Source organism: Marivirga sericea (assembly GCF_900177665.1).
In the GTDB taxonomy this organism is placed as follows: Bacteria; Bacteroidota; Bacteroidia; order Cytophagales; family Cyclobacteriaceae; genus Marivirga; species Marivirga sericea.
In genome coordinates this window covers 166,455-185,414 of record NZ_FXAW01000003.1, presented here as the reverse complement: position 1 = coordinate 185,414, position 18,960 = coordinate 166,455, and the positions used below count along the sequence as shown (strand labels likewise).

Below are 18,960 nucleotides of genomic sequence, written 5' to 3'. Positions count from 1 at the left end.
TGACTACTCTATTTTCTTTTTAAAGGATACAGGAATACCGGCTATTTTTCGTTTTTCATAGTCGAAGAAAACAATTCCGGTTTTTCCGATTGCTGCTACCTTACCATCTGATTTTTTGAAGCGGTAAACAAAATCACATCCGTATTTATTGATATCCTTTATTCCAACCTCAACAATTAACTCTTCATGAGCAAATACTTCTGATTTATAGCTTATCGCTGCATCAGTTTGAATATTACCCAATCCATCAAAATCCATTTCACTTTTGTAGCCTAAAGATTTTAGAAACTGAACTCTAGCATCATGCATGAATGCAAAAATTCGATCATTTCCCACATGTCCACCATAGTTTAGATCAGTAATTCTAGTGGTTATTTTGGCTTCAAATAAATAATTTTGAGGCTCCTCTATCTTTACTCTACTCATTTTTCTTGTTTTTTTTGTTCATTCCTCATCTCTGAAATTAGTTTTTTACTTCTGGCAGAATTCAAAATAACTAATAACTTCGAAATTCCTCTTTCTATGGGTGTGATGGATAAAGCTAATATTACGTTGATAATAAACGTATAGACCGGAGATTCATCTACATAGCCTTCTAAGTTATTTTCAAGAATAGTAGCTAATAATTCCAGAAATAATATCAAAGTAAGAAAGGTAAAAGTCTTAGTAAGATAAGAGCTTTGATTTGTAGTATTCAATCGAATTGATACTAAAATTAGTACACTGAAGAACACAATTTCTAAAGCATAAAACCACCAGGTTTGCCAATAAGGAGGAAGTACTTCAAATTTAAGTTGGAAATCATTCACTTCATTATTGAGAATCGTTTTAGCTTTGATTTGTAATGTATAATCACCTGAGGGTATATATGGAAAATCTATTTCTCGATTTTTTGACCATGAAGACCAATTATCCATTAAGCCTTTTACAAAATACTGATACTCTACTTCTTCTTTGAATAGATATTCAGGGGTGCTCAAGATTACTTTTAAATCATTCTGTCCATATTGTAGTTCAACAAATTTATCATTTTCCACCCATTGGTTTTCCACCATCACGCTATTAATAAATGTTTTTGGTAAAGGATAGTTTGAATTAGAGTCCGATTTCCACCTAATTATTCGGTCGTCAGTTGTAAAAAATATAATAGAGTCGTTGACCATATTAATATTTTTTATGGCGCTTACGGTGTGGAGCCATTTGATGACTTGAAAAGACAATTTCTTATTGATAGTACTCCATTCATCTTGTGCTGATAAGAGCCAAATATTATCTTCTTGATCTTTTAAGAAGTATTTTAGAGGATCGGCAAAGAGGGAATCAATTTTTAAATCTAATGAGCTTGGCTCAAGTTCTAAGATAGCGTCTGAACGTAACAGTTTGACCTTTTCACCTTCTGTAAAAAGAGCTAATTCTTCAGAGAAGTTATTAGAAATGTTAAGTTTTTTAACAGTTGTAAGTTTTTTATTTTGGATATCGAAAATCTCCAGTATATTGTTTCCTACAGCAATTAGATTGTTATTGTTGATCAGTAAATCATTAAAGATATTTTCTGAATGTTTTATTAGCGAATTATCAGAATCCTGTAAATTTATGCTAAATAATCCTTGTTCGCTGGTGATCCATAGAATTCCCAATTCAGATTGAAAATGAAGCCTTTTAATCATTTTCAGATTTGAGATTTTTCTAACTTTTTCCGTATTTACTAAGAAAATGCCAGTATTACTTTTTGCTACTAATCCAAATTTTGTATCTACTAGGGATTCTATATGATCTTTAATTTCATTTACTTTTTGATATTCGAAATCTATTGATTTTAGTCTACTAATATCAATAGTTTTGGTAATAGACCGATATGTTGGGCTTGAACCTGATTTCGTATTTTTGGAGTTCCTATTCCTAATGGAATCTCTCAGTTGCTGCTCTTTTTCGTCAAGCTTTTTTCTTAAGGCTCTAAACCGAATACCTTCGTTACGATACTTTTCCCTATAATTATCTAGTTTCTCGCTGATATATTGTTCTTGAGCACTATTTTCTCCGAAGCTGAATATATTCTCTAAAAAATTATTTGGATCATCATCTTTCTCAGCGGTAGATTTTTTGGGTGATGATACCTTTATTTTTTGGACGAGCTTTTTTTGAAGTGTTTCATAATCTTTGACCTCTTTTAAATAAAATAGGCCTTCAGTGGAGCTCACCCAAAAGGTATCATTTCTCATAATGGTAGCTTCCGGTAAGCCATTCAATCCAGGATAAAATTGAAAATCAGAGAGTGGTATATTGAGGGAAGCTCTAGATAGTCCATATGGATGAGCCAACCATAAACCATTCTGATTATCCATTGTCAAGGCAGTAACTTCATTTGTTGATAAGCCATTGTATTTTTGAATAGTGGAATTAATGTTTCCTGAAGTTTCTTCAACTATTACTACTCCCCCGCTTAAAGTAGAAATGATTAGTTTATCATTTAGAAATTTTCCCGAGAGGGGATAATTCTGATTTAGATATTCATTTAATTCTGAAGAGTAAGGATCAAAATCCTTTCCGTCAAAAGAATAAAAGCTTCCATTGTCATAAGCGAAATATAAATTATTCTTGCCTTTGATGGAAAATAAAAAATCTGTGTCTTGAGGAGCGAATAGATTTAAATCTACCCACGTGCCGTCAATATTTTCAAGGAGATAATTATCTTCAAATGCATAAAGTTTATTTTCAAATACAAAAACATCTTTATATCCCAGCTGAGATTCATATACATTTAATCTATTAAATTCTTCGTCAAATATATAAATCTGTTCATTTGTAAGTAAATAATACTTTTCATTAAAGTAGATTAGATCGGAGACAGGGGATATTATTGGAATCTGAAGGAGAAGTTCTAACTTGTTTTGATGAAACATGTCTTCTTTCATTTCATAGATACCACCTTTAGCTAAAAGAAATGTTCTATTTCCGATATCTAGGAATTTAATGGGACTGCTAGAGATATCAATTTTTAACCAAGAATCACCATCAAACTGTAGTATTCCTTTTTTATAAGCTACTAGTAATCTGCCTTGTTTATCAATTCTTAGATCATTAAAGCTATAATCCTGTGGTGAAATTGGAATTTTGTAATGAGTTAATGGCACATCACCATTTTGAGCTAAAATTGCATGGCTGGCGATCAATAAAAAAATCAGAAGATGTAGGTACCTCATTTGGTAAGGATATTTGGGGTTTAAGTGTAAAGATATTGAAATAATTCTATTGCACCTTCGCTTTTTCTAGGATATCATACCTATTGAGAACTTATAGCCTTTTGTAAATGCAATTTTTGACATATAATTTATTTTAGCGGATATAAATGGTGCCAAAAAGTCTTGAAAAGATTAAATTATAACTTGAAATAAGTCATAAAGGCAGATTTATTCTAATGGTAAAAGAATTGTTGTATGCATCTTAAAATCAAATCTTACAAAAATGAACTTAAACGAATATACCATAAAATCGCAGGAAGCTATTCAAAAAGCGGCTGAAATTGCCCTTGGAAATGAACAGCAAGCCATTGAAACAGGACATTTGCTTAAAGCAATTCAGCAAACTGATGAGAATGTACTTACATTCCTAAACAAGAAATTAAATATTAATAGAGCATTTCTCGATACGAAATTGGAGGAATTAGTTGCCAGTTACCCCAAGGTAAGTGGAGCACAGCCCTACCTTTCAAATGATGCTCATAAGGCAATGACGGAAGCCAAGAAATTTCTAAAAGAATTTAAGGATGACTATGTTGCCATAGAACATTTACTTTTAGGAATATTGAAGGCGGGAGATAGAACAGCCAATCTCTTAAGAGATGCAGGATTTGCGGAAAAGGATTTGATAAAGGCTATAAAGGAACTCAGAGGTGGTGATCCTGTCAAAGATCAAAATGCTGAATCGAAATATCGTGCGTTAGAGCGCTATTCGATCAATCTGAATGAGCAAGCAAAGGCTGGAAAAATTGATCCCGTTATCGGAAGGGACGAAGAGATACGTAGGGTTTTACAGATTCTTTCGCGTAGAACCAAAAACAATCCTATTTTGCTAGGTGAACCGGGAGTTGGTAAAACGGCTATTGTAGAAGGGATGGCACAGAGAATTGTGGATGGAGATGTACCTGAAAATCTTAAAGAAAAAATATTGATTTCTTTAGATATGGGACTTTTGGTAGCAGGAGCTAAGTATAAAGGAGAATTCGAAGAGCGATTGAAGTCTGTAATTAAAGAGGTAACAGACTCAGAGGGGCAAATTATCTTATTTATTGATGAAATCCATACTTTGATTGGAGCTGGTGGAGGCGAAGGTGCAATGGATGCAGCTAATTTACTGAAACCTGCATTAGCTAGGGGAGAGTTGCATGCAATTGGGGCCACGACCTTAAAGGAATATCAAAAGTATGTGGAAAAGGATAAAGCCTTAGAAAGAAGATTTCAGGCTGTAAATGTTGATGAACCTTCTCAAGAAGATGCCATTTCGATTTTGCGTGGTATTAAGGATAAGTATGAAGTGCATCACGGTGTGCGAATCAAAGACGATGCTGTAATAGCCGCTGTCGAGCTTTCAAGTAGGTATATTTCCGATCGTTTTTTACCAGATAAGGCCATAGATTTAATGGATGAGGCTGCTTCAAAAATGAGAATTGAAATTGATTCTTTACCTGAGGAATTAGATGAATTCAATCGTAAAATCATGCAGCTGGAGATTGAAAGAGAAGCGATGCGGAGAGAGAAGAATAAAGATAAGGAAGCCATGGTAAATAGAGAATTGGCTGATCTTGAAGAAAGACGTAAAGATTTGCGAGCTAAGTGGGAAGGTGAAAAGGAAGTGATTCAGGGAATTCAAAAACAGAAGGAACATATTGATAAACTGAAATTGGAAGCAGAACAAGCAGAGCGGTCAGGGGATTTTGGAAAAGTTGCCGAAATCAGATATGGAAAATTAACAGAGGCGGAATCAAAATTAAATGAGTTTCAATCGAAAATGAAAGAAATGCAAGCCTCTAGTCATACGCTTTTAAAAGAGGAAGTGGGTTCTGAGGAGATTGCTGAGATCGTAGCACGGTGGACCGGAATCCCGGTTACAAAAATGCTTCAAAGTCATAGGGAGAAATTGTTGCACCTTGAAGAAGAATTGGGTAAAAGAGTAGCAGGGCAGAGAGAAGCTATTGGTGCTTTATCAGATGCAGTTCGAAGGAGCAGAGCAGGTTTGCAAGATCCTAATAAACCCATTGGTTCATTTATTTTTATGGGAACCACAGGTGTGGGTAAAACGGAATTAGCAAAGGCACTCGCAGAATATCTATTCAATGATGACAATGCAATGGTGAGAATAGACATGTCAGAGTATCAAGAGAGGCACGCTGTCAGCAGGCTCGTAGGAGCGCCTCCTGGATATGTTGGTTATGACGAAGGTGGGCAGCTTACGGAAGCAGTCCGAAGAAAGCCATACTCTGTTATTTTACTGGATGAGATTGAAAAGGCCCACCCGGACACTTTCAATATTTTATTGCAAGTATTAGATGATGGTCGTTTAACTGATAATAAAGGACGTTTGGCAAATTTCAAAAACACCATAATTATTATGACCACAAATATTGGGTCAGATTTAATTCAAGAAAGACTGAGTCCTGAAAACTATAGTGGTGATGAATGGAAGAAAGATCAGATTCTAGCTGAAACAAAAAACGAAGTATTTGAATTACTGAAAAGATCTGTTAAACCTGAATTTTTGAACAGGATAGATGAGACCATCATGTTTGAGCCATTGAACGAGCAGATTTTAAGGCAAATTGTTAATATTCAGTGGAAAGAGGTTCAATTAAGATTGAGAGAAAATGGAATTCAGATTGATGCAACTCAAGACGTTTTGGACTATTTAGGAAGAATTGGTTACGATCCTCAGTTCGGAGCCAGACCACTAAAAAGGGTCATGCAAAGAACTATTTTGAATGAGCTATCCAAACAAATCCTTAGTGGTGAAATCAGTAATGACAGTACAGTGCTAATTGAAATGGAAAATGAGGAAATCGTTTTTAGAAATGTGGAGGATGTAGAAATAGAGTAGTTGATTAAGACTTAAAACCGCAGCTATCATAATAGTTGCGGTTTTCATATTATATCCCTTTTAGCCTAAAGGAAATAAATACCGACTATCAAAATAATTATAATGGATTAGTAATATTAAAAAGCTATCGCTTGTTTTGTGAAAATATCAACATGAGTAGATTTTTATTACTAATTAGTATTCTTTTTTTAATCTCTACTTTTTCAATAGCTCAGAAAACTAACCATTTCAGAGTTTTCGGGAGTATTGTGGAAAAAGGAACCCAAGAGCCAATTGTGGGAGCTTCTATTTCATGGAATAATGGGCGTGATGGAGTAGTTGCTGATGTAGAAGGGAATTTTGCTTTTAGTATAGAGAAAGGCTCCCACGTCCTCACAATTTCAGCAGTTGGAAAAAAAACCATTCAAAAGAAATTCAAATTTGATCGGAGTGTAAATTTAAATTTTCAAATGTCGGACGATGTACAGCAACTGTCAGAAGTTACAGTAAAGTCTCGAGGAGATGTATCTTCTTTGAAATCTGCTTCGATGGGCATAGAACGGCTATCAATAAAATCCATCAAGCAAATACCACCGATGATGGGTGAGGTAGATGTTATCAAAAGTATTATCACATTACCAGGCATCAGTTCCATTGGAGAAGGATCAGGAGGAATAAACGTAAGGGGTGGATCGGTAGGCCAGAATTTAGTTTTACTAGATGGAGCTCCAATTTTCTTTACCTCGCATTTATTTGGTTTCTTTTCTGTCTTTAATCAAGATATCGTAGAGGATGTGGTCTTATATAAAGGGAGTATTCCTGCACGTTATGGAGGGAGAATTTCTTCAGTCTTATCAGTTTCAACTCAGAATCCAATTAAGGATTCTTTGACAGTAAATGGTGGGATTGGGCTGATTTCAAGCAGGCTTACACTGCAAACTCCGATTGTAAAGGATAAGTTAGGAGTAATGATTTCTGCTCGTAGTACTTACTCTGACTGGTTATTGAAAGCCGTTAGTAATCCTAAGATAGAAAACAGTAGTGCTTCTTTTTATGATTTGAATACAAGAGTGAGCTTGAGCACAGGAGAGAAAGGGAAATTAAGTTTTTCAGCTTATCATGGTGCTGATCAATTTTCTTTTACGCCCGACACAACTTACCGTTATGGAAATATTTCGGGAACACTTAGGTATCAATATGAGCTGAATGACATTTTTAATGTTTCGAGTTTAATTTCTTACTCAGATAATTTTTCTAATGTTGAAGGAAGATTTAGTAATCAACAATTTGACCTCGGAATTGGAAGCGAAAATCATGCAGCAAAAGTATTTTTTGGAGTGGATTTGTCTCCTCATTATATAGAGTGGGGTGCAGAAGTAAATCAGTATAACTTAAATCCAGGGCAGCTACAGCCAGCTGGGAGTCAGTCAATTATTAACCAGAAAGAACTAGAATATGATAAGGGAAGAGAATGGGGCTTTTTTGCAGAAGATAATTTTGAGGTACAGAAGTTTAAATTTATTTTAGGAGTGCGATACAGTCTTTTTAATAAAATTGGTCCTTACACTATGTATTCTTATGAGGATGATAAAACAAAATCAGTGCAGAGTATTGAAGAAACTAGGGTTTATGAGGCTGGCGAGAATATTATCTCATATGGAGGATTTGAGCCTCGGGTGTCCATGAATTATCAGATTAATGATAATCAATCAATCAAATTAGGCTATCAAAGGACAAGGCAATACATGCATTTGATTGCAAATAATGCAGCAGTAGTTCCAACTGATATTTATAAATTAAGTAATCAACATATTAAGCCTCAAGTAGGAGATCAATTTTCGGTAGGTTATTTTAGAAATTTTAGGAATGGGTTGTTTGAAACATCGACCGAAGTTTATTATAAAACTATTCAGAATTCTATTGATTTCAAAGAAGGTGCTAATTTACTCTTAAATGAGTTTTTGGAGACAGAACTGGTAAGTGGATTGGGTTACTCATATGGCAGTGAAATTTCAATTAATAAAACAGCAGGAGATCTAAGTGGTAGAGTAAGTTACACTTATTCCAGATCGTTCTTTCAAGGAGAAGGTGAGTATGAGGAAGAAATCATTAATAATGGTAATCCATATCCTGCATATTTTGATAAACCTCATGATTTCACAACAATACTAACTTATAAACTATCAGGTGATTGGAGTTTAAGTGCTAATTTTACTTACAGTACAGGAAGACCTGTTAGTATTCCCATTAGTAAATATGATATCGGATCTATTGCAGTGGCTGAGTTTTCTGAAAGAAACCAATACAGAATACCAGATTACCATAGATTAGATTTATCATTAAATTTTGATCCTGTAAAGAAGTCAAAAAAGGTCAATAGTAGCTGGACAATAGGTCTCTACAATGTCTATGGCAGAAAGAATCCATTTTCAGTATTCTTTCGTGATCAAAACGGAGCGCCCCCTCAAGGATATCAGCTGGCTATATTAGGGATTCCATTTCCTTCCTTAACTTATAATTTTAGTTTTTAAAATGAGAGTCAACCTATTATATATCGTTCCAATTTTTTTATTTTATGGGTGTATCGATCCTCTCGACATTGAAGTTAATGATAGAAACTCCCGCCTTGTCGTGATGGGAGAAATCACAAATCTTCCAGAAGCATATCAAGTGGTTTTGCAACGAACTTCTGACTATGAAACTTTAGTTAATCCAATGGAAGAAAATGCTACCGTTAGTGTAACTGATGAAAATGGACTTGAGTATTTTTTTAAGGAAAGTAAACCTGGTATATACAGATCATGCCCGACTGAATTTGTGGGTAAAATAGGACAAAGTTATAAGTTAAGAATTGAGACTTCGAATGATATTATTTATGAATCAGAGGTTGAGACTCTATTATCCACCGGAGAAATTGATAAGGTTTATTACCGCAAAAGCCAACGACAAGTAGAAGTAAATGATTATACGTATCTTGAAGAAGGAATTAAAGTATTTTGTGATTTCAAAGACACTGAAACTGAAGATTACTTTAAATTAGATTGGCAAGGAACATATAAATTTCAATCTGCTCCTATGGATAATAATAATAGGTATTGTTGGAATACGGAATTTGCCAAATTTGATATAAACTTATACAATGATCAGTTTTCAAATAATAGTTTGTTGAAAGACTTTGAAATTACTTACCTCTCCGATGGATTAAGATTTTCAGAAGATTATAGTTTTCAAGTTAGGTTAAAATCTTTAAGTAAAGGAGCATTTAAATTTTGGACTCTAATAAAAGATCAGTTTGAAAATGATGGGTCTATTTTTAGTGCTCTTCCTGCTCAAATTGAAAGTAATATAAATTCCTTAACTAATGCAGAGGAAAAGGTCTTAGGCTACTTTGTTGTTTCTAGTGTGGATACCAAACGTATAAGAATACCGTCTACAGCTTTGTCAGGAGTTAATGAGGCGGCTCTTGCTTGTAAACAATTTAGTCCAACAGACCCCTTACCAGAATATTGTTTTAACTGCACTAAATATGAGAATAGTGAAGGGGAAGAACCTACCTTTTGGTAAAAAAACAGTGTTTAATTAAAATTTTTCTTAATGGCTGCAGCCACTTCTTCTAATTCTTCCTTCGAGGGATTAAGCTTTCCTTTACTGAAATTAATATCGTTCATTGAATTTAAGGGCACCAAATGAATATGAACGTGAGGTACTTCTAACCCAATGACTGCTACCCCAATTCGAATGCAATCAACTGATTTTTCTATGGCCTTAGCTACTTTTTTAGAGAAAAGATGTAGTCCTGAAAATACCTTATCATCTAAATTAAAGATATAGTCTGTTTCTTCTTTTGGCACTACTAAAACGTGTCCTTCCACTAGGGGATTGATGTCTAAAAAAGCTATATAATTGTCATCTTCTGCAACAATGTGCCCTGGGATTTCTCTATTAATAATTTTAGTGAAGATACTTGCCATAATTGTATTAGTTAAGAGGCCGAATTGGTAATTCGGCCTCTTCAATTTATAAACTAATATCTAAAATTTCAAATTCCATCTTACCAGCAGGGGCATCAACTTCAGCGATATCACCAACTTTTTTACCCATTATTCCTTTTCCGATTGGAGATTTTATAGAAATTTTCCCTTCCTTCAGATTAGCTTCTTCTTCAGAAACCATTGTATAGGTAACTTCCATGCCGTTCTTCTTATTTTTGATCTTTGCTTTTGTGAGCAGACCTACCTTAGAAGTATCCACATCAGATTCTTTGATGACTCTGGCATTTGCTACTACAGTTTCCAATTTATTTATTTTCATTTCAAGCAAGCCTTGAGCTTCTTTAGCAGCATCATATTCTGCATTCTCGCTCAAATCTCCTTTATCTCTTGCTTCAGCGATATCAGCTGAGGCTTTCGGTCTTTCCACGGTTTTTAAATGATGGAGCTCTTCCTTCATTTTTCTTAAACCCTCTTCTGTGTAGTATGATACTTTACTCATCGTTATTAAAAATTGTGATTTCTATAAAATAAAAAACGGCACAGTTTTGCATGAGCCGTCTATTTTCTTTCTAAATATTTATGCAAAGATATAAGAATTTAGCATCGAAAACAAGATGAAAAGCCTAACGTTCTATTTACCTAAAAGTTCTGGATATTTCTCTTGAATCTCGCTTTTGATGTCATCATCTAGGATGGCTAAGTAAAGCGTTTTTACTGATTTTAATTGATCAGCTGTGATACCTTCCGCACCACTTAAATTAGCTTTATAAAGACTTGCCTCATCAAATGATGCTCCTGTTAGGTGACAATTGCTTAAATCCGCTTCCATTAAATAAGCGTTAGTAAAATCAGATTTTATTAAAAATGCATTCTTGAAATTAGCCTTAATTAAGAAAGTATCTTTAAAATTTGCTCCACTGGCAAAAGCACCTTCAAAATTTGCTTGATTCATTTTTGCATTTTCAAAATTAGTCTGATTCGCTCTTGTGCCAGAAAAATTACATTCTATGGCATTGGCATGACTAAAATTTGAGGAGTTCAGATTTGAGCCAGTTAAGTCGACATGACTCATGTTGGTCTTGGTCATATGGCAGTTCACCAAATTGATTTCCGTAATTTTATGTCTATTGAGTCTTTTGATATTACCCACAGTTCTGAAGGCAGCTTCCTCTGATTCCCACTGCCGGAAGTCATCGATCTCATCTTTATACATTTTGATGCGAAGCTGTTTCTCTCCGTTTTCTCGAAGCCAGTATATCAAAATACCTATGATTGCTATATCGAAAAGCATACCGTGTGCTTCCGCCAAAACTTCTTTGAAAAAGTCTCGGAAGTTATCTAAATAGTAGGGTAAACTTAAGCCTAAAACTAACATAGTTAGAAAAACAAGAACGATAACAGAAGTAAGAATTGGTTTCTTGGTTATGCTTTTGATTTTTTCTTCTACACTAAGTTTAAATTCACCTTTATTCATATGCTTGTACTATTTTTCAATAGATTTATATCTACTAATTTATAGTTATTTTGTGGTTTTTTAATCGCCAAAACTATAAATAATCTATTTTTTCGACTAATAATTTGATCTTTTTGCTCAATACTATATTTATTTTCTCATATGATTCAAAAGACCAACCAGCGATATGAGGAGTGAAAAGTACTTGTTTTAGGTTTGTAAGTTCTTGAAAAACAAATAGTTCATCTTCTGTGTAAGAGTTTATTTTTTCATTTTCCAAAACGTCCAAAGCAGCCCCTTTCATTTTTTTCTGTTGAAGTAATTTTAACAGATCTTTCAAGATTAATACTTCTCCTCTTGAAGTGTTGACGATGTAATCTAATTTTTTAAACCCAGAAAGAAATTCCTCATTAATTATACCTTTGTTTTCTTCATTCATCGGAATATGCAGACTTAGGATTTGAGACCTTTTCTTTAATTCTGCTATACTAACTTCTTCTATAAACTCATTAGAAAAGTTGGTTTTTTCAGCATCGTAAGCTAAAACTTTGCAGCTAAAACTACTTAGCCTTTTCGCAAATGCTTCTCCCATGTTCCCAAAGCCCAATAAACCCACTGTTTTTCCCATCAATTCAACTCCTCTATTACCTTCCCTGTCCCACGTACCTCTTCTAACTTCTTGATCTGCAATATTAATTCGATTAAGAAGGGAAAGTAGCATGCCCATTGCATGTTCAGCTAAGGCATCTCTATTGCCTTCAGGCGCATTAATGAGCTGTATATTTCTTTTTCTAAGCTCATTAACTTCCACATTGTCAACACCTGCCCCAGCTCGAGCAACAAATTTTAAATTGTTTGCATATCGAAGTAATTCAGAATCAATCAATGTTTTACTCCTAACAATTAGCCCATTATAATGCTCTACTATTGAAATGATTTCAGATCGTTGAATTGAAGGCCTATAGTCCACCTCTAAGTTGATTTCCTCCAACAAAGGAATGATACTTTCGTGCATTTCATCAATAATAAGTACTTTCATTTTTTTTAGTCAGATAAGAAAGTGAGCTACTGAAAAATAGACAAGTAAACCTAACAGATCATTAGCAGTCGTAATAAATGGGCCGGCGGCTAAGGCTGGATTTATACCTAATTTGTCCAGAACTAGCGGTGTTACAGTTCCCATAAAGGAAGCTAATAAAACTACATTAAATAAAGCGATAGATACAACAATTGCCAATCTTATGTCTTGCCCTAAGATTAGATTCATCCCCATCACAATTCCAGCAATTACAATTCCATTTAAAATCGCCACTGCAAGGACTTTAAGTATTCTTTTTAGAAAGGAATCATCGAAAACTGATTTGCTAGCCAGACTTTGCAAAACTATGGAAGAGGATTGTATACCCACATTTCCGCCTGTTGCTGTAATTAAGGGGATGAAAAAAGCCATAGCAGGCACCAACAGAATATCTTCTTCAAAAACGCCTATGAATTGAGCTCCCAGGAGCCCACCGAACATCCCGATGATCAGCCAAGGCAGTCGAGCACGAGTTAGCATCCATACGCTATCATCCTCTTCAACATCTTCAGAAATACCGGCCATCATCTGTCTTTCCTCTTCTGCTAATTCGGTAATCACATCCACAATATCATCGATTGTAATTCGTCCCATCAACTTCCCCTGTACATTTACGACAGGAACAGCATCTAAATCATATTTCCTCATCACTTCTGCAACATCTACTTCATCCATGTAGGTTTCTACGGATATGACATCATCATCGTACAGGTCTTTAACCTTTAAATGATCATCAGCCAAAATGATTTTCTTTAAAGAAACTCTCCCCAATAGTACATTTTGATTATCGACTACATAAACAGAATAGATTTTCTCTACATTTTCAGCTTGCCTTCTAATTTCCTCTATACACTGATTAATAGACCAATTAACATTAGCTTTGATGAGCTCTTTAGCCATCAAACCGCCCGCTACATCTTCTTCATAGCGTAAAAGGTCTAAGATGTTCTTTGCTTTCTCCTTATTTTCCAGAGAAGCTATTACCTCTTCTCTGTCTTTTAGAGGTAACTCGTTAATAATATCCACAGCATCATCTGAATCTAACTCATTCAGCATGGCTGCGATTTCGGTTGTATTAAATTCCTTTAAATATTTGGAACGGACATCTTCATCTAAATCGTTTATTACCTCAGCACTGACCTCGTTTTCTAAGACATCCAATACATATCTTGATTCTTCAGTTTCAAATTCCAATAAAATGGTTGAAATATCTGCTGGATTAGTGTCGTCTAGTGTATTTTTAATAAACTGGTCATCCTGCTCAGTTATAGCAGTCTGTAATTTCTCTAAATACTCTTTAGACAGTTCAAATTGGTCAATATGTTCCTTTTCCTCAAGATTCTCCATTGGCAATATGGTTTGTCAATTCTACAAAATCATTAACGGTAAGTTGCTCAGCTCGTTTATCTAACAAAACTAACGACTTTATTTCAGCCGATAGATCAAAACTCTTTAAAGCATTTCTTAAAGTTTTTCTCCTGTTATTAAAGCCTTGTTTTACTACCCTGAAAAACAACTTCTCATCACAGTCTAAAGTTTGAGTTTTGTTTCTTTTAAGCCTTAATACAGCAGATGTTACCTTTGGAGGAGGGTTAAATACATTGGGCGGAACTGAAAAAAGATACTCTACATCATAAAAAGCTTGCAGCAATACGCTTAAAATCCCATAATTTTTATTGCCTTCCTTGGAGGCAATACGTTCGGCTACTTCTTTTTGAATCATTCCTACAACTTCTGGAATTTGATTCCTGTATTCTAAGACCTTGAAAAATATCTGCGAAGAAATATTGTATGGAAAATTTCCAATAATACCGAAAGGTTCTTGATAATAGCGACCTAAATCAATTCTGAGAAAATCTTCTTTTATAATTTTATTTTTTAATGCTGGATACTGATGTTGAAGATAATCAATAGATTCTTGGTCAACATCCATAAAAATTAACTCGTACTGTGCTTTTTCGATCAAAAAATTGCTAAGCACACCTGTGCCAGGACCGATTTCTAAAAGGTGCTTATAGTTATTGTGTCCGCTGAGGCTTTCAACTATTTTAAGCGCTATATTTTGGTCTTTTAAAAAATGTTGACCTAGATGTTTTTTTGCTCGAACTCCGTTCATTTTTCAAAGCAGATAAAAAAAAACTAAATTGCACAGAATTTAATCATAATTATTTTAGAATTCGACTTCAAGCGCTTATTTAAGATATGGAAGAAATCAATAAACCTACTATTGCCATTACCATCGGAGATGTGAACAGTATTTCCCCAGAAGTTATTATTAAAGCTTTGGAGGATCCAAGAATTATAAAATTGATGACCCCTGTGGTTTATGGTTCCGGTAAAATACTTTCTTATTATAGAAAAGCATTAAATATCCGTGATTTTAATTATTTCCAATTGAAAAAATTGGAAGAGTTGAGCGATAAAAAACTCAATGTCTTGAATTTGTGGGAAGAAACGGTCAATATCACCATGGGTCAATCTTCCGAAGAAGCAGGAAAATATGCTTTTATTAGCATTAAAAAAGCAGTGGAGGATGCTATAGAGGGGAATGTAGATGCCATAGTTACTGCTCCTATAAATAAACATAATATACAGTCTGAAGATTTCAAATTTGCTGGCCACACAGAATACCTTGCGCAAGCAGCTGGAGTAAAAGATAGTCTCATGTTATTGGTAGATGGCGACTTGCGAGTGGGCGTAGTGACAGGTCATATTCCTATCCACGAGGTGAGCGAGAAAGTGACGGCTGATAAAATAGATAGTAAGTTAGATGTTTTGGAAAAATCCCTGAAAATGGATTTTGGTATCAAGAAGCCACGAATTGCTGTTTTAGGCTTAAATCCACATGCAGGTGATGGCGGTGTAATTGGGCATGAGGAGGAAGAGATAATTAAACCTTTAATTGAAAAAAGAAAGGAAAAAGGGAAATTAGTATTTGGTCCTTTTCCGGCAGATGGTTTTTTTGGAAATCAACAATATAAGAATTTTGATGCTGTTTTGGCGATGTACCATGATCAAGGCCTAATACCCTTTAAAACATTAGCTTTTTCAAACGGCGTTAATTTTACCGCTGGATTACCTTTTGTTAGAACTTCTCCTGATCATGGAACGGCTTATGATTTGGCTGGAAAAGGAATTGCAGATGAAACTTCTATGCGACAAGCCTTGTTCTTAGCACTTGATATCATCAAGAATCGAAAAGAATATTCCTAAAGCAGTTTAGTAATATCAAATAATATTTTTATCTTTGCGCTCTTAATTCAGATGGGATGGAAAAGTTGAAGGAATTTGACATTCAGGTTTATAAGCTTGGAAACAAGCAACATGAATACGAATATTCGGTAGATTCAGCTTTTTTCGGTGAATTTGAAGGGGCTTTGGTTGAAAGTGGGGATGTTAAAATAAAGCTTCTGTTAGACAAAAGAGAAAGTCTGATGGAGTTAGATTTGGATTTCTCTGGCTTCGTTGATTTAATTAGCGATAGAAGTCTGGAACCTTTTCAATACCCGATAGATATTAGCAAAAAGTTGCTTTATAAATATGGGGAAGAAGAACTAGAGTTGGAGGAAGATGTGATGGTCATTACAAAAAACACGCAAGTGATTAATGTTGGGCATTTCATTTACGAAACTATCGCTTTGCAAATACCTTTAAAAAGATTGCACCCTGATGAAATAGAGGAAGATGAAGAGCATAATGAGTATGTTTATATAGATGATGCTGAAGAGGAGATTGAAAAAGAGGAAAATATAGACCCACGATGGGCAGCATTAAAAAATTTGAAAAAAGGAAATAAGAATTAAAAATTAGAATAAAATGGCGCATCCTAAGAGAAAAATATCCAGAACTAGAAGAGATAAAAGAAGGACTCACAAAAAAGGAACGGCAAAATTATTGGCGATTTGTCCTACTACAGGCGAGGCGCATTTGCCACATAGAGCTTTCTGGCATGAAGGTAAACTTTACTACAAAGGAAATGTAGTGATGGAAAAAGAAGTATTGGCTTAATTTAATTAAGTTAGAATTTTAAAGCTTTGCTGTCAAGCAAAGCTTTTTTTATTGGCTATTGTTTTTTAGAATTTTTTATTTTTGGCATTCTATCATGTTTAAATTTAATTATTCTAAAAATGATTATTGTTGATCAATTGTTGACCAATTCATTTCTTAAGATTTTGTCGGGCATCAAATCAATATTACATATATTAGCAATTGAATAGCCAAAGAAACTACAATCAAAAGATGACTAAAATAACTGCAGCTATTACCGGAGTTCAAGGGTGGGTGCCTGATTATGTGCTAACCAACAAAGAGTTGGAATCCCTAGTAGATACTAATGACGAATGGATTACCTCTCGGACCGGAATAAAAGAAAGAAGAATTCTTAAAGGTGAGAATCAAGGAACTTCTGTAATTGGCACTCAAGCCGTTAAAGGGTTGCTTGAGAAAACAAGTAACAAAGCAGAAGATATAGATCTTTTGATTTGTGCAACAACCACTCCTGATATGCTGTTCCCAGCAACGGCAAATGTTATCAGTAACAATGTAGGTGCAGTAAATGCATTTAGTTACGATATACAAGCTGCATGCTCGGGTTTTATTTTCGCATTAGCCACAGCATCCCAATTTATTGAAACGGGTAAGTACAAAAAAGTGATCGTTGTAGGGGCAGATAAAATGTCTTCCATAATTGATTATGAAGACCGCCAAACATGCATCATTTTTGGTGACGGTGGAGGTGCAGTTTTGCTAGAGCCAGATAGTGAAGGATATGGAATAAAGGATTCAATTTTACATACTGACGGATCTGGTGAGCAGTTTTTGCATATGAAAGCAGGTGGTAGCAGAAAGCCGGCAACTCCTGAGACTTTAATCGCGAAAGAGCATTACGTTTATCAAGAAGGTAGCCAAGTTTTTAAATTTGCCGTTACGAACATGGCAGAGGTGGCTGCAGATATTATGGCTAAAAATAATTTGACTTCTGAAGATGTTGCTTGGTTAGTACCACATCAAGCTAATAAAAGAATTATTGACGCAACGGCTAATCGAATGGGAGTTAGCTCCGATAAGGTGATGCTGAATATTCATAAGTTTGGCAATACCACCAGTGGAACTATCCCTTTATGTTTGTGGGAGTATGAAAAACAAATGAAGAAGGGTGATAATATTATATTAGCAGCTTTTGGTGGTGGATTTACTTGGGGTTCCGTTTATATAAAATGGGCTTACGATTCTAAATAGTTTTTTTACATTTAAGCATACTAAGAATGGCAGATACTTCCGATTTTAAAAATGGTCTTTGCATTGAATATAATAATGATTTATTCACAATCGTAGAGTTCCAGCACGTTAAGCCTGGCAAAGGCCCTGCTTTTGTAAGAACAAAATTAAAAAGTCTTACAACAGGTAAAGTACTAGATAATACTTTCAGCTCTGGTCATAAAGTAACCACTGCGAGAATAGAAAGAAGAGCACATCAATTTCTATATAAAGACGATATTGGAATGCACTTTATGGATGCCGAAAACTTTGAACAGATTTCGATCCCTGAAGAAGTGATTGATAATGCAGATTTATACAAAGAAGGACAAGAGGTAGATATCCTGATTCATGCTGAAACAGAAAAGCCTTTAAGTTGTGAATTACCGCCATTTGTAGTGATGCAAGTGACCTATACTGAACCAGGTATTAAAGGTGATACGGCAACAAACGCGACTAAGCCGGCTACAGTAGAGACAGGTGCTGAAATAAAAGTACCTTTATTTATTGATCAAGATGAACTTATTAAAGTAGATACCAGAACCCGTTCATACGCTGAAAGGGTAAAGAAATAAATTATTAATAAAAAATTGACTTTTAACTAAACCAACTGCTATGAAAGCGAAAGAGATTCAAGACCTAATTGATTTTATTTCTAAATCCGGATTGGATGAAGTAAATATAGAAACTGAAGAATTCAAAATTAAAGTTAAAAAGAACACTGAAGCAAAAGTTGTTCAAGCGGCAGCTCCAGCTCCGCAGCCAGTAGCTGCTCCTGCTCCATCAGCTGCTCCAGCAGAAACTCCTGCTGCAAGTTCAGGAGGAGGTGAGAAGCCAGCAGCTTCTGATGATGATAAATACGTTGCCATCAAATCACCGATGATCGGAACATTCTATAGGACGCCAAATCCTGACAACCCTGCTTTTGTAAATGTTGGGGATTCAGTAAAAGCGGGAGATACAGTTTGTATTGTGGAAGCAATGAAATTATTCAATGAGATTGAATCAGACATTTCCGGTAAAATAGTAAAGATTTTGGTAGATAATGCAACACCTGTTGAATACGACCAACCGTTATTTTTAGTGGATCCCTCTTGATAAATTGATCAGAGTTA

At 34.8% G+C, this 18,960-nt stretch carries 17 protein-coding genes; 9 read left to right on the top strand and 8 right to left on the bottom strand.

Annotated features, from left to right (window positions below; genetic code table 11):
• Positions 1–3: 3 nt before the first annotated feature.
• Both B9Y84_RS08505 and B9Y84_RS08500 read right to left on the bottom strand, forming a co-directional pair.
• Positions 4–426, bottom strand: coding sequence for a thioesterase family protein (locus tag B9Y84_RS08505; RefSeq protein WP_085516663.1), 423 nt, complete (start codon positions 424–426; stop codon positions 4–6).
• Positions 423–3,200 (bottom strand): triple tyrosine motif-containing protein, encoded by a 2,778-nt coding sequence (locus B9Y84_RS08500; RefSeq protein WP_085516662.1) that lies wholly within the window; start codon positions 3,198–3,200, stop codon positions 423–425. Before B9Y84_RS08500 ends, B9Y84_RS08505 begins: the two co-directional genes overlap by 4 nt.
• Before the next feature lie 262 nt (positions 3,201–3,462).
• On the opposite strand from B9Y84_RS08500, the gene clpB reads away from it, so the two are divergent.
• The 3 genes from clpB (at position 3,463) to B9Y84_RS08485 (ending at position 9,630) form a co-directional block, all read left to right on the top strand.
• The gene (gene clpB, locus B9Y84_RS08495; RefSeq protein ID WP_085516661.1) at positions 3,463–6,087 is read left to right on the top strand and encodes an ATP-dependent chaperone ClpB; all 2,625 of its coding nucleotides are present in this window, start codon (positions 3,463–3,465) and stop codon (positions 6,085–6,087) included.
• Between the two features lie 152 nt (positions 6,088–6,239).
• On the top strand, positions 6,240–8,597 hold the full coding sequence (locus tag B9Y84_RS08490; protein WP_085516660.1) for a TonB-dependent receptor: 2,358 nt from the start codon (positions 6,240–6,242) through the stop codon (positions 8,595–8,597).
• Between the two features lies 1 nt (position 8,598).
• A complete protein-coding gene (locus B9Y84_RS08485) occupies positions 8,599–9,630 on the top strand; it encodes a DUF4249 domain-containing protein (RefSeq protein ID WP_085516659.1) in 1,032 nt (343 codons plus the stop codon).
• An 11-nt stretch (positions 9,631–9,641) separates the two neighbouring features.
• On the opposite strand, the gene B9Y84_RS08480 is transcribed toward B9Y84_RS08485, so the two are convergent.
• The 6 genes from B9Y84_RS08480 to rsmA all read right to left on the bottom strand — a co-directional run bounded on the left by B9Y84_RS08480 (position 9,642) and on the right by rsmA (position 14,705).
• Complete coding sequence (locus B9Y84_RS08480) at positions 9,642–10,037, bottom strand: HIT family protein (RefSeq protein ID WP_085516931.1); 396 nt, start codon at positions 10,035–10,037, stop codon at positions 9,642–9,644.
• 46 nt (positions 10,038–10,083) lie between these two features.
• Positions 10,084–10,557, bottom strand: a complete 474-nt coding sequence (gene greA, locus B9Y84_RS08475; protein WP_085516658.1) for a transcription elongation factor GreA — start codon at positions 10,555–10,557, stop codon at positions 10,084–10,086.
• 132 nt (positions 10,558–10,689) lie between these two features.
• Complete coding sequence (locus B9Y84_RS08470; protein WP_085516657.1) at positions 10,690–11,532, bottom strand: pentapeptide repeat-containing protein; 843 nt, start codon at positions 11,530–11,532, stop codon at positions 10,690–10,692.
• 73 nt (positions 11,533–11,605) lie between these two features.
• Complete coding sequence (locus B9Y84_RS08465; RefSeq protein WP_085516656.1) at positions 11,606–12,550, bottom strand: NAD(P)-dependent oxidoreductase; 945 nt, start codon at positions 12,548–12,550, stop codon at positions 11,606–11,608.
• Between the two features lie 9 nt (positions 12,551–12,559).
• A complete protein-coding gene (gene mgtE / locus B9Y84_RS08460; RefSeq protein ID WP_085516655.1) occupies positions 12,560–13,936 on the bottom strand; it encodes a magnesium transporter in 1,377 nt (458 codons plus the stop codon).
• Positions 13,923–14,705, bottom strand: a complete 783-nt coding sequence (rsmA, locus tag B9Y84_RS08455; RefSeq protein ID WP_085516654.1) for a 16S rRNA (adenine(1518)-N(6)/adenine(1519)-N(6))-dimethyltransferase RsmA — start codon at positions 14,703–14,705, stop codon at positions 13,923–13,925. The genes mgtE and rsmA overlap by 14 nt, the downstream gene beginning before the upstream one ends.
• Positions 14,706–14,791: 86 nt before the next feature.
• Between rsmA and pdxA the strand changes: the two genes are divergently transcribed.
• The 6 genes from pdxA to accB all read left to right on the top strand — a co-directional run bounded on the left by pdxA (position 14,792) and on the right by accB (position 18,943).
• On the top strand, positions 14,792–15,802 hold the full coding sequence (gene pdxA / locus B9Y84_RS08450; protein WP_085516653.1) for a 4-hydroxythreonine-4-phosphate dehydrogenase PdxA: 1,011 nt from the start codon (positions 14,792–14,794) through the stop codon (positions 15,800–15,802).
• A gap of 56 nt (positions 15,803–15,858) precedes the next feature.
• Positions 15,859–16,392, top strand: coding sequence for a YceD family protein (locus B9Y84_RS08445; RefSeq protein WP_085516652.1), 534 nt, complete (start codon positions 15,859–15,861; stop codon positions 16,390–16,392).
• 13 nt (positions 16,393–16,405) lie between these two features.
• Complete coding sequence (gene rpmF, locus B9Y84_RS08440; RefSeq protein WP_013455314.1) at positions 16,406–16,597, top strand: 50S ribosomal protein L32; 192 nt, start codon at positions 16,406–16,408, stop codon at positions 16,595–16,597.
• 231 nt (positions 16,598–16,828) lie between these two features.
• Entirely contained in the window at positions 16,829–17,827 is a 999-nt protein-coding gene (locus B9Y84_RS08435) for a beta-ketoacyl-ACP synthase III (protein ID WP_085516651.1), read from the top strand.
• Positions 17,828–17,853: 26 nt separating this feature from the next.
• Positions 17,854–18,420 (top strand): elongation factor P, encoded by a 567-nt coding sequence (efp, locus tag B9Y84_RS08430; protein WP_085516650.1) that lies wholly within the window; start codon positions 17,854–17,856, stop codon positions 18,418–18,420.
• A 40-nt stretch (positions 18,421–18,460) separates the two neighbouring features.
• Positions 18,461–18,943, top strand: a complete 483-nt coding sequence (accB, locus tag B9Y84_RS08425; RefSeq protein WP_085516649.1) for an acetyl-CoA carboxylase biotin carboxyl carrier protein — start codon at positions 18,461–18,463, stop codon at positions 18,941–18,943.
• The last annotated feature ends 17 nt before the right edge of the window (positions 18,944–18,960 follow it).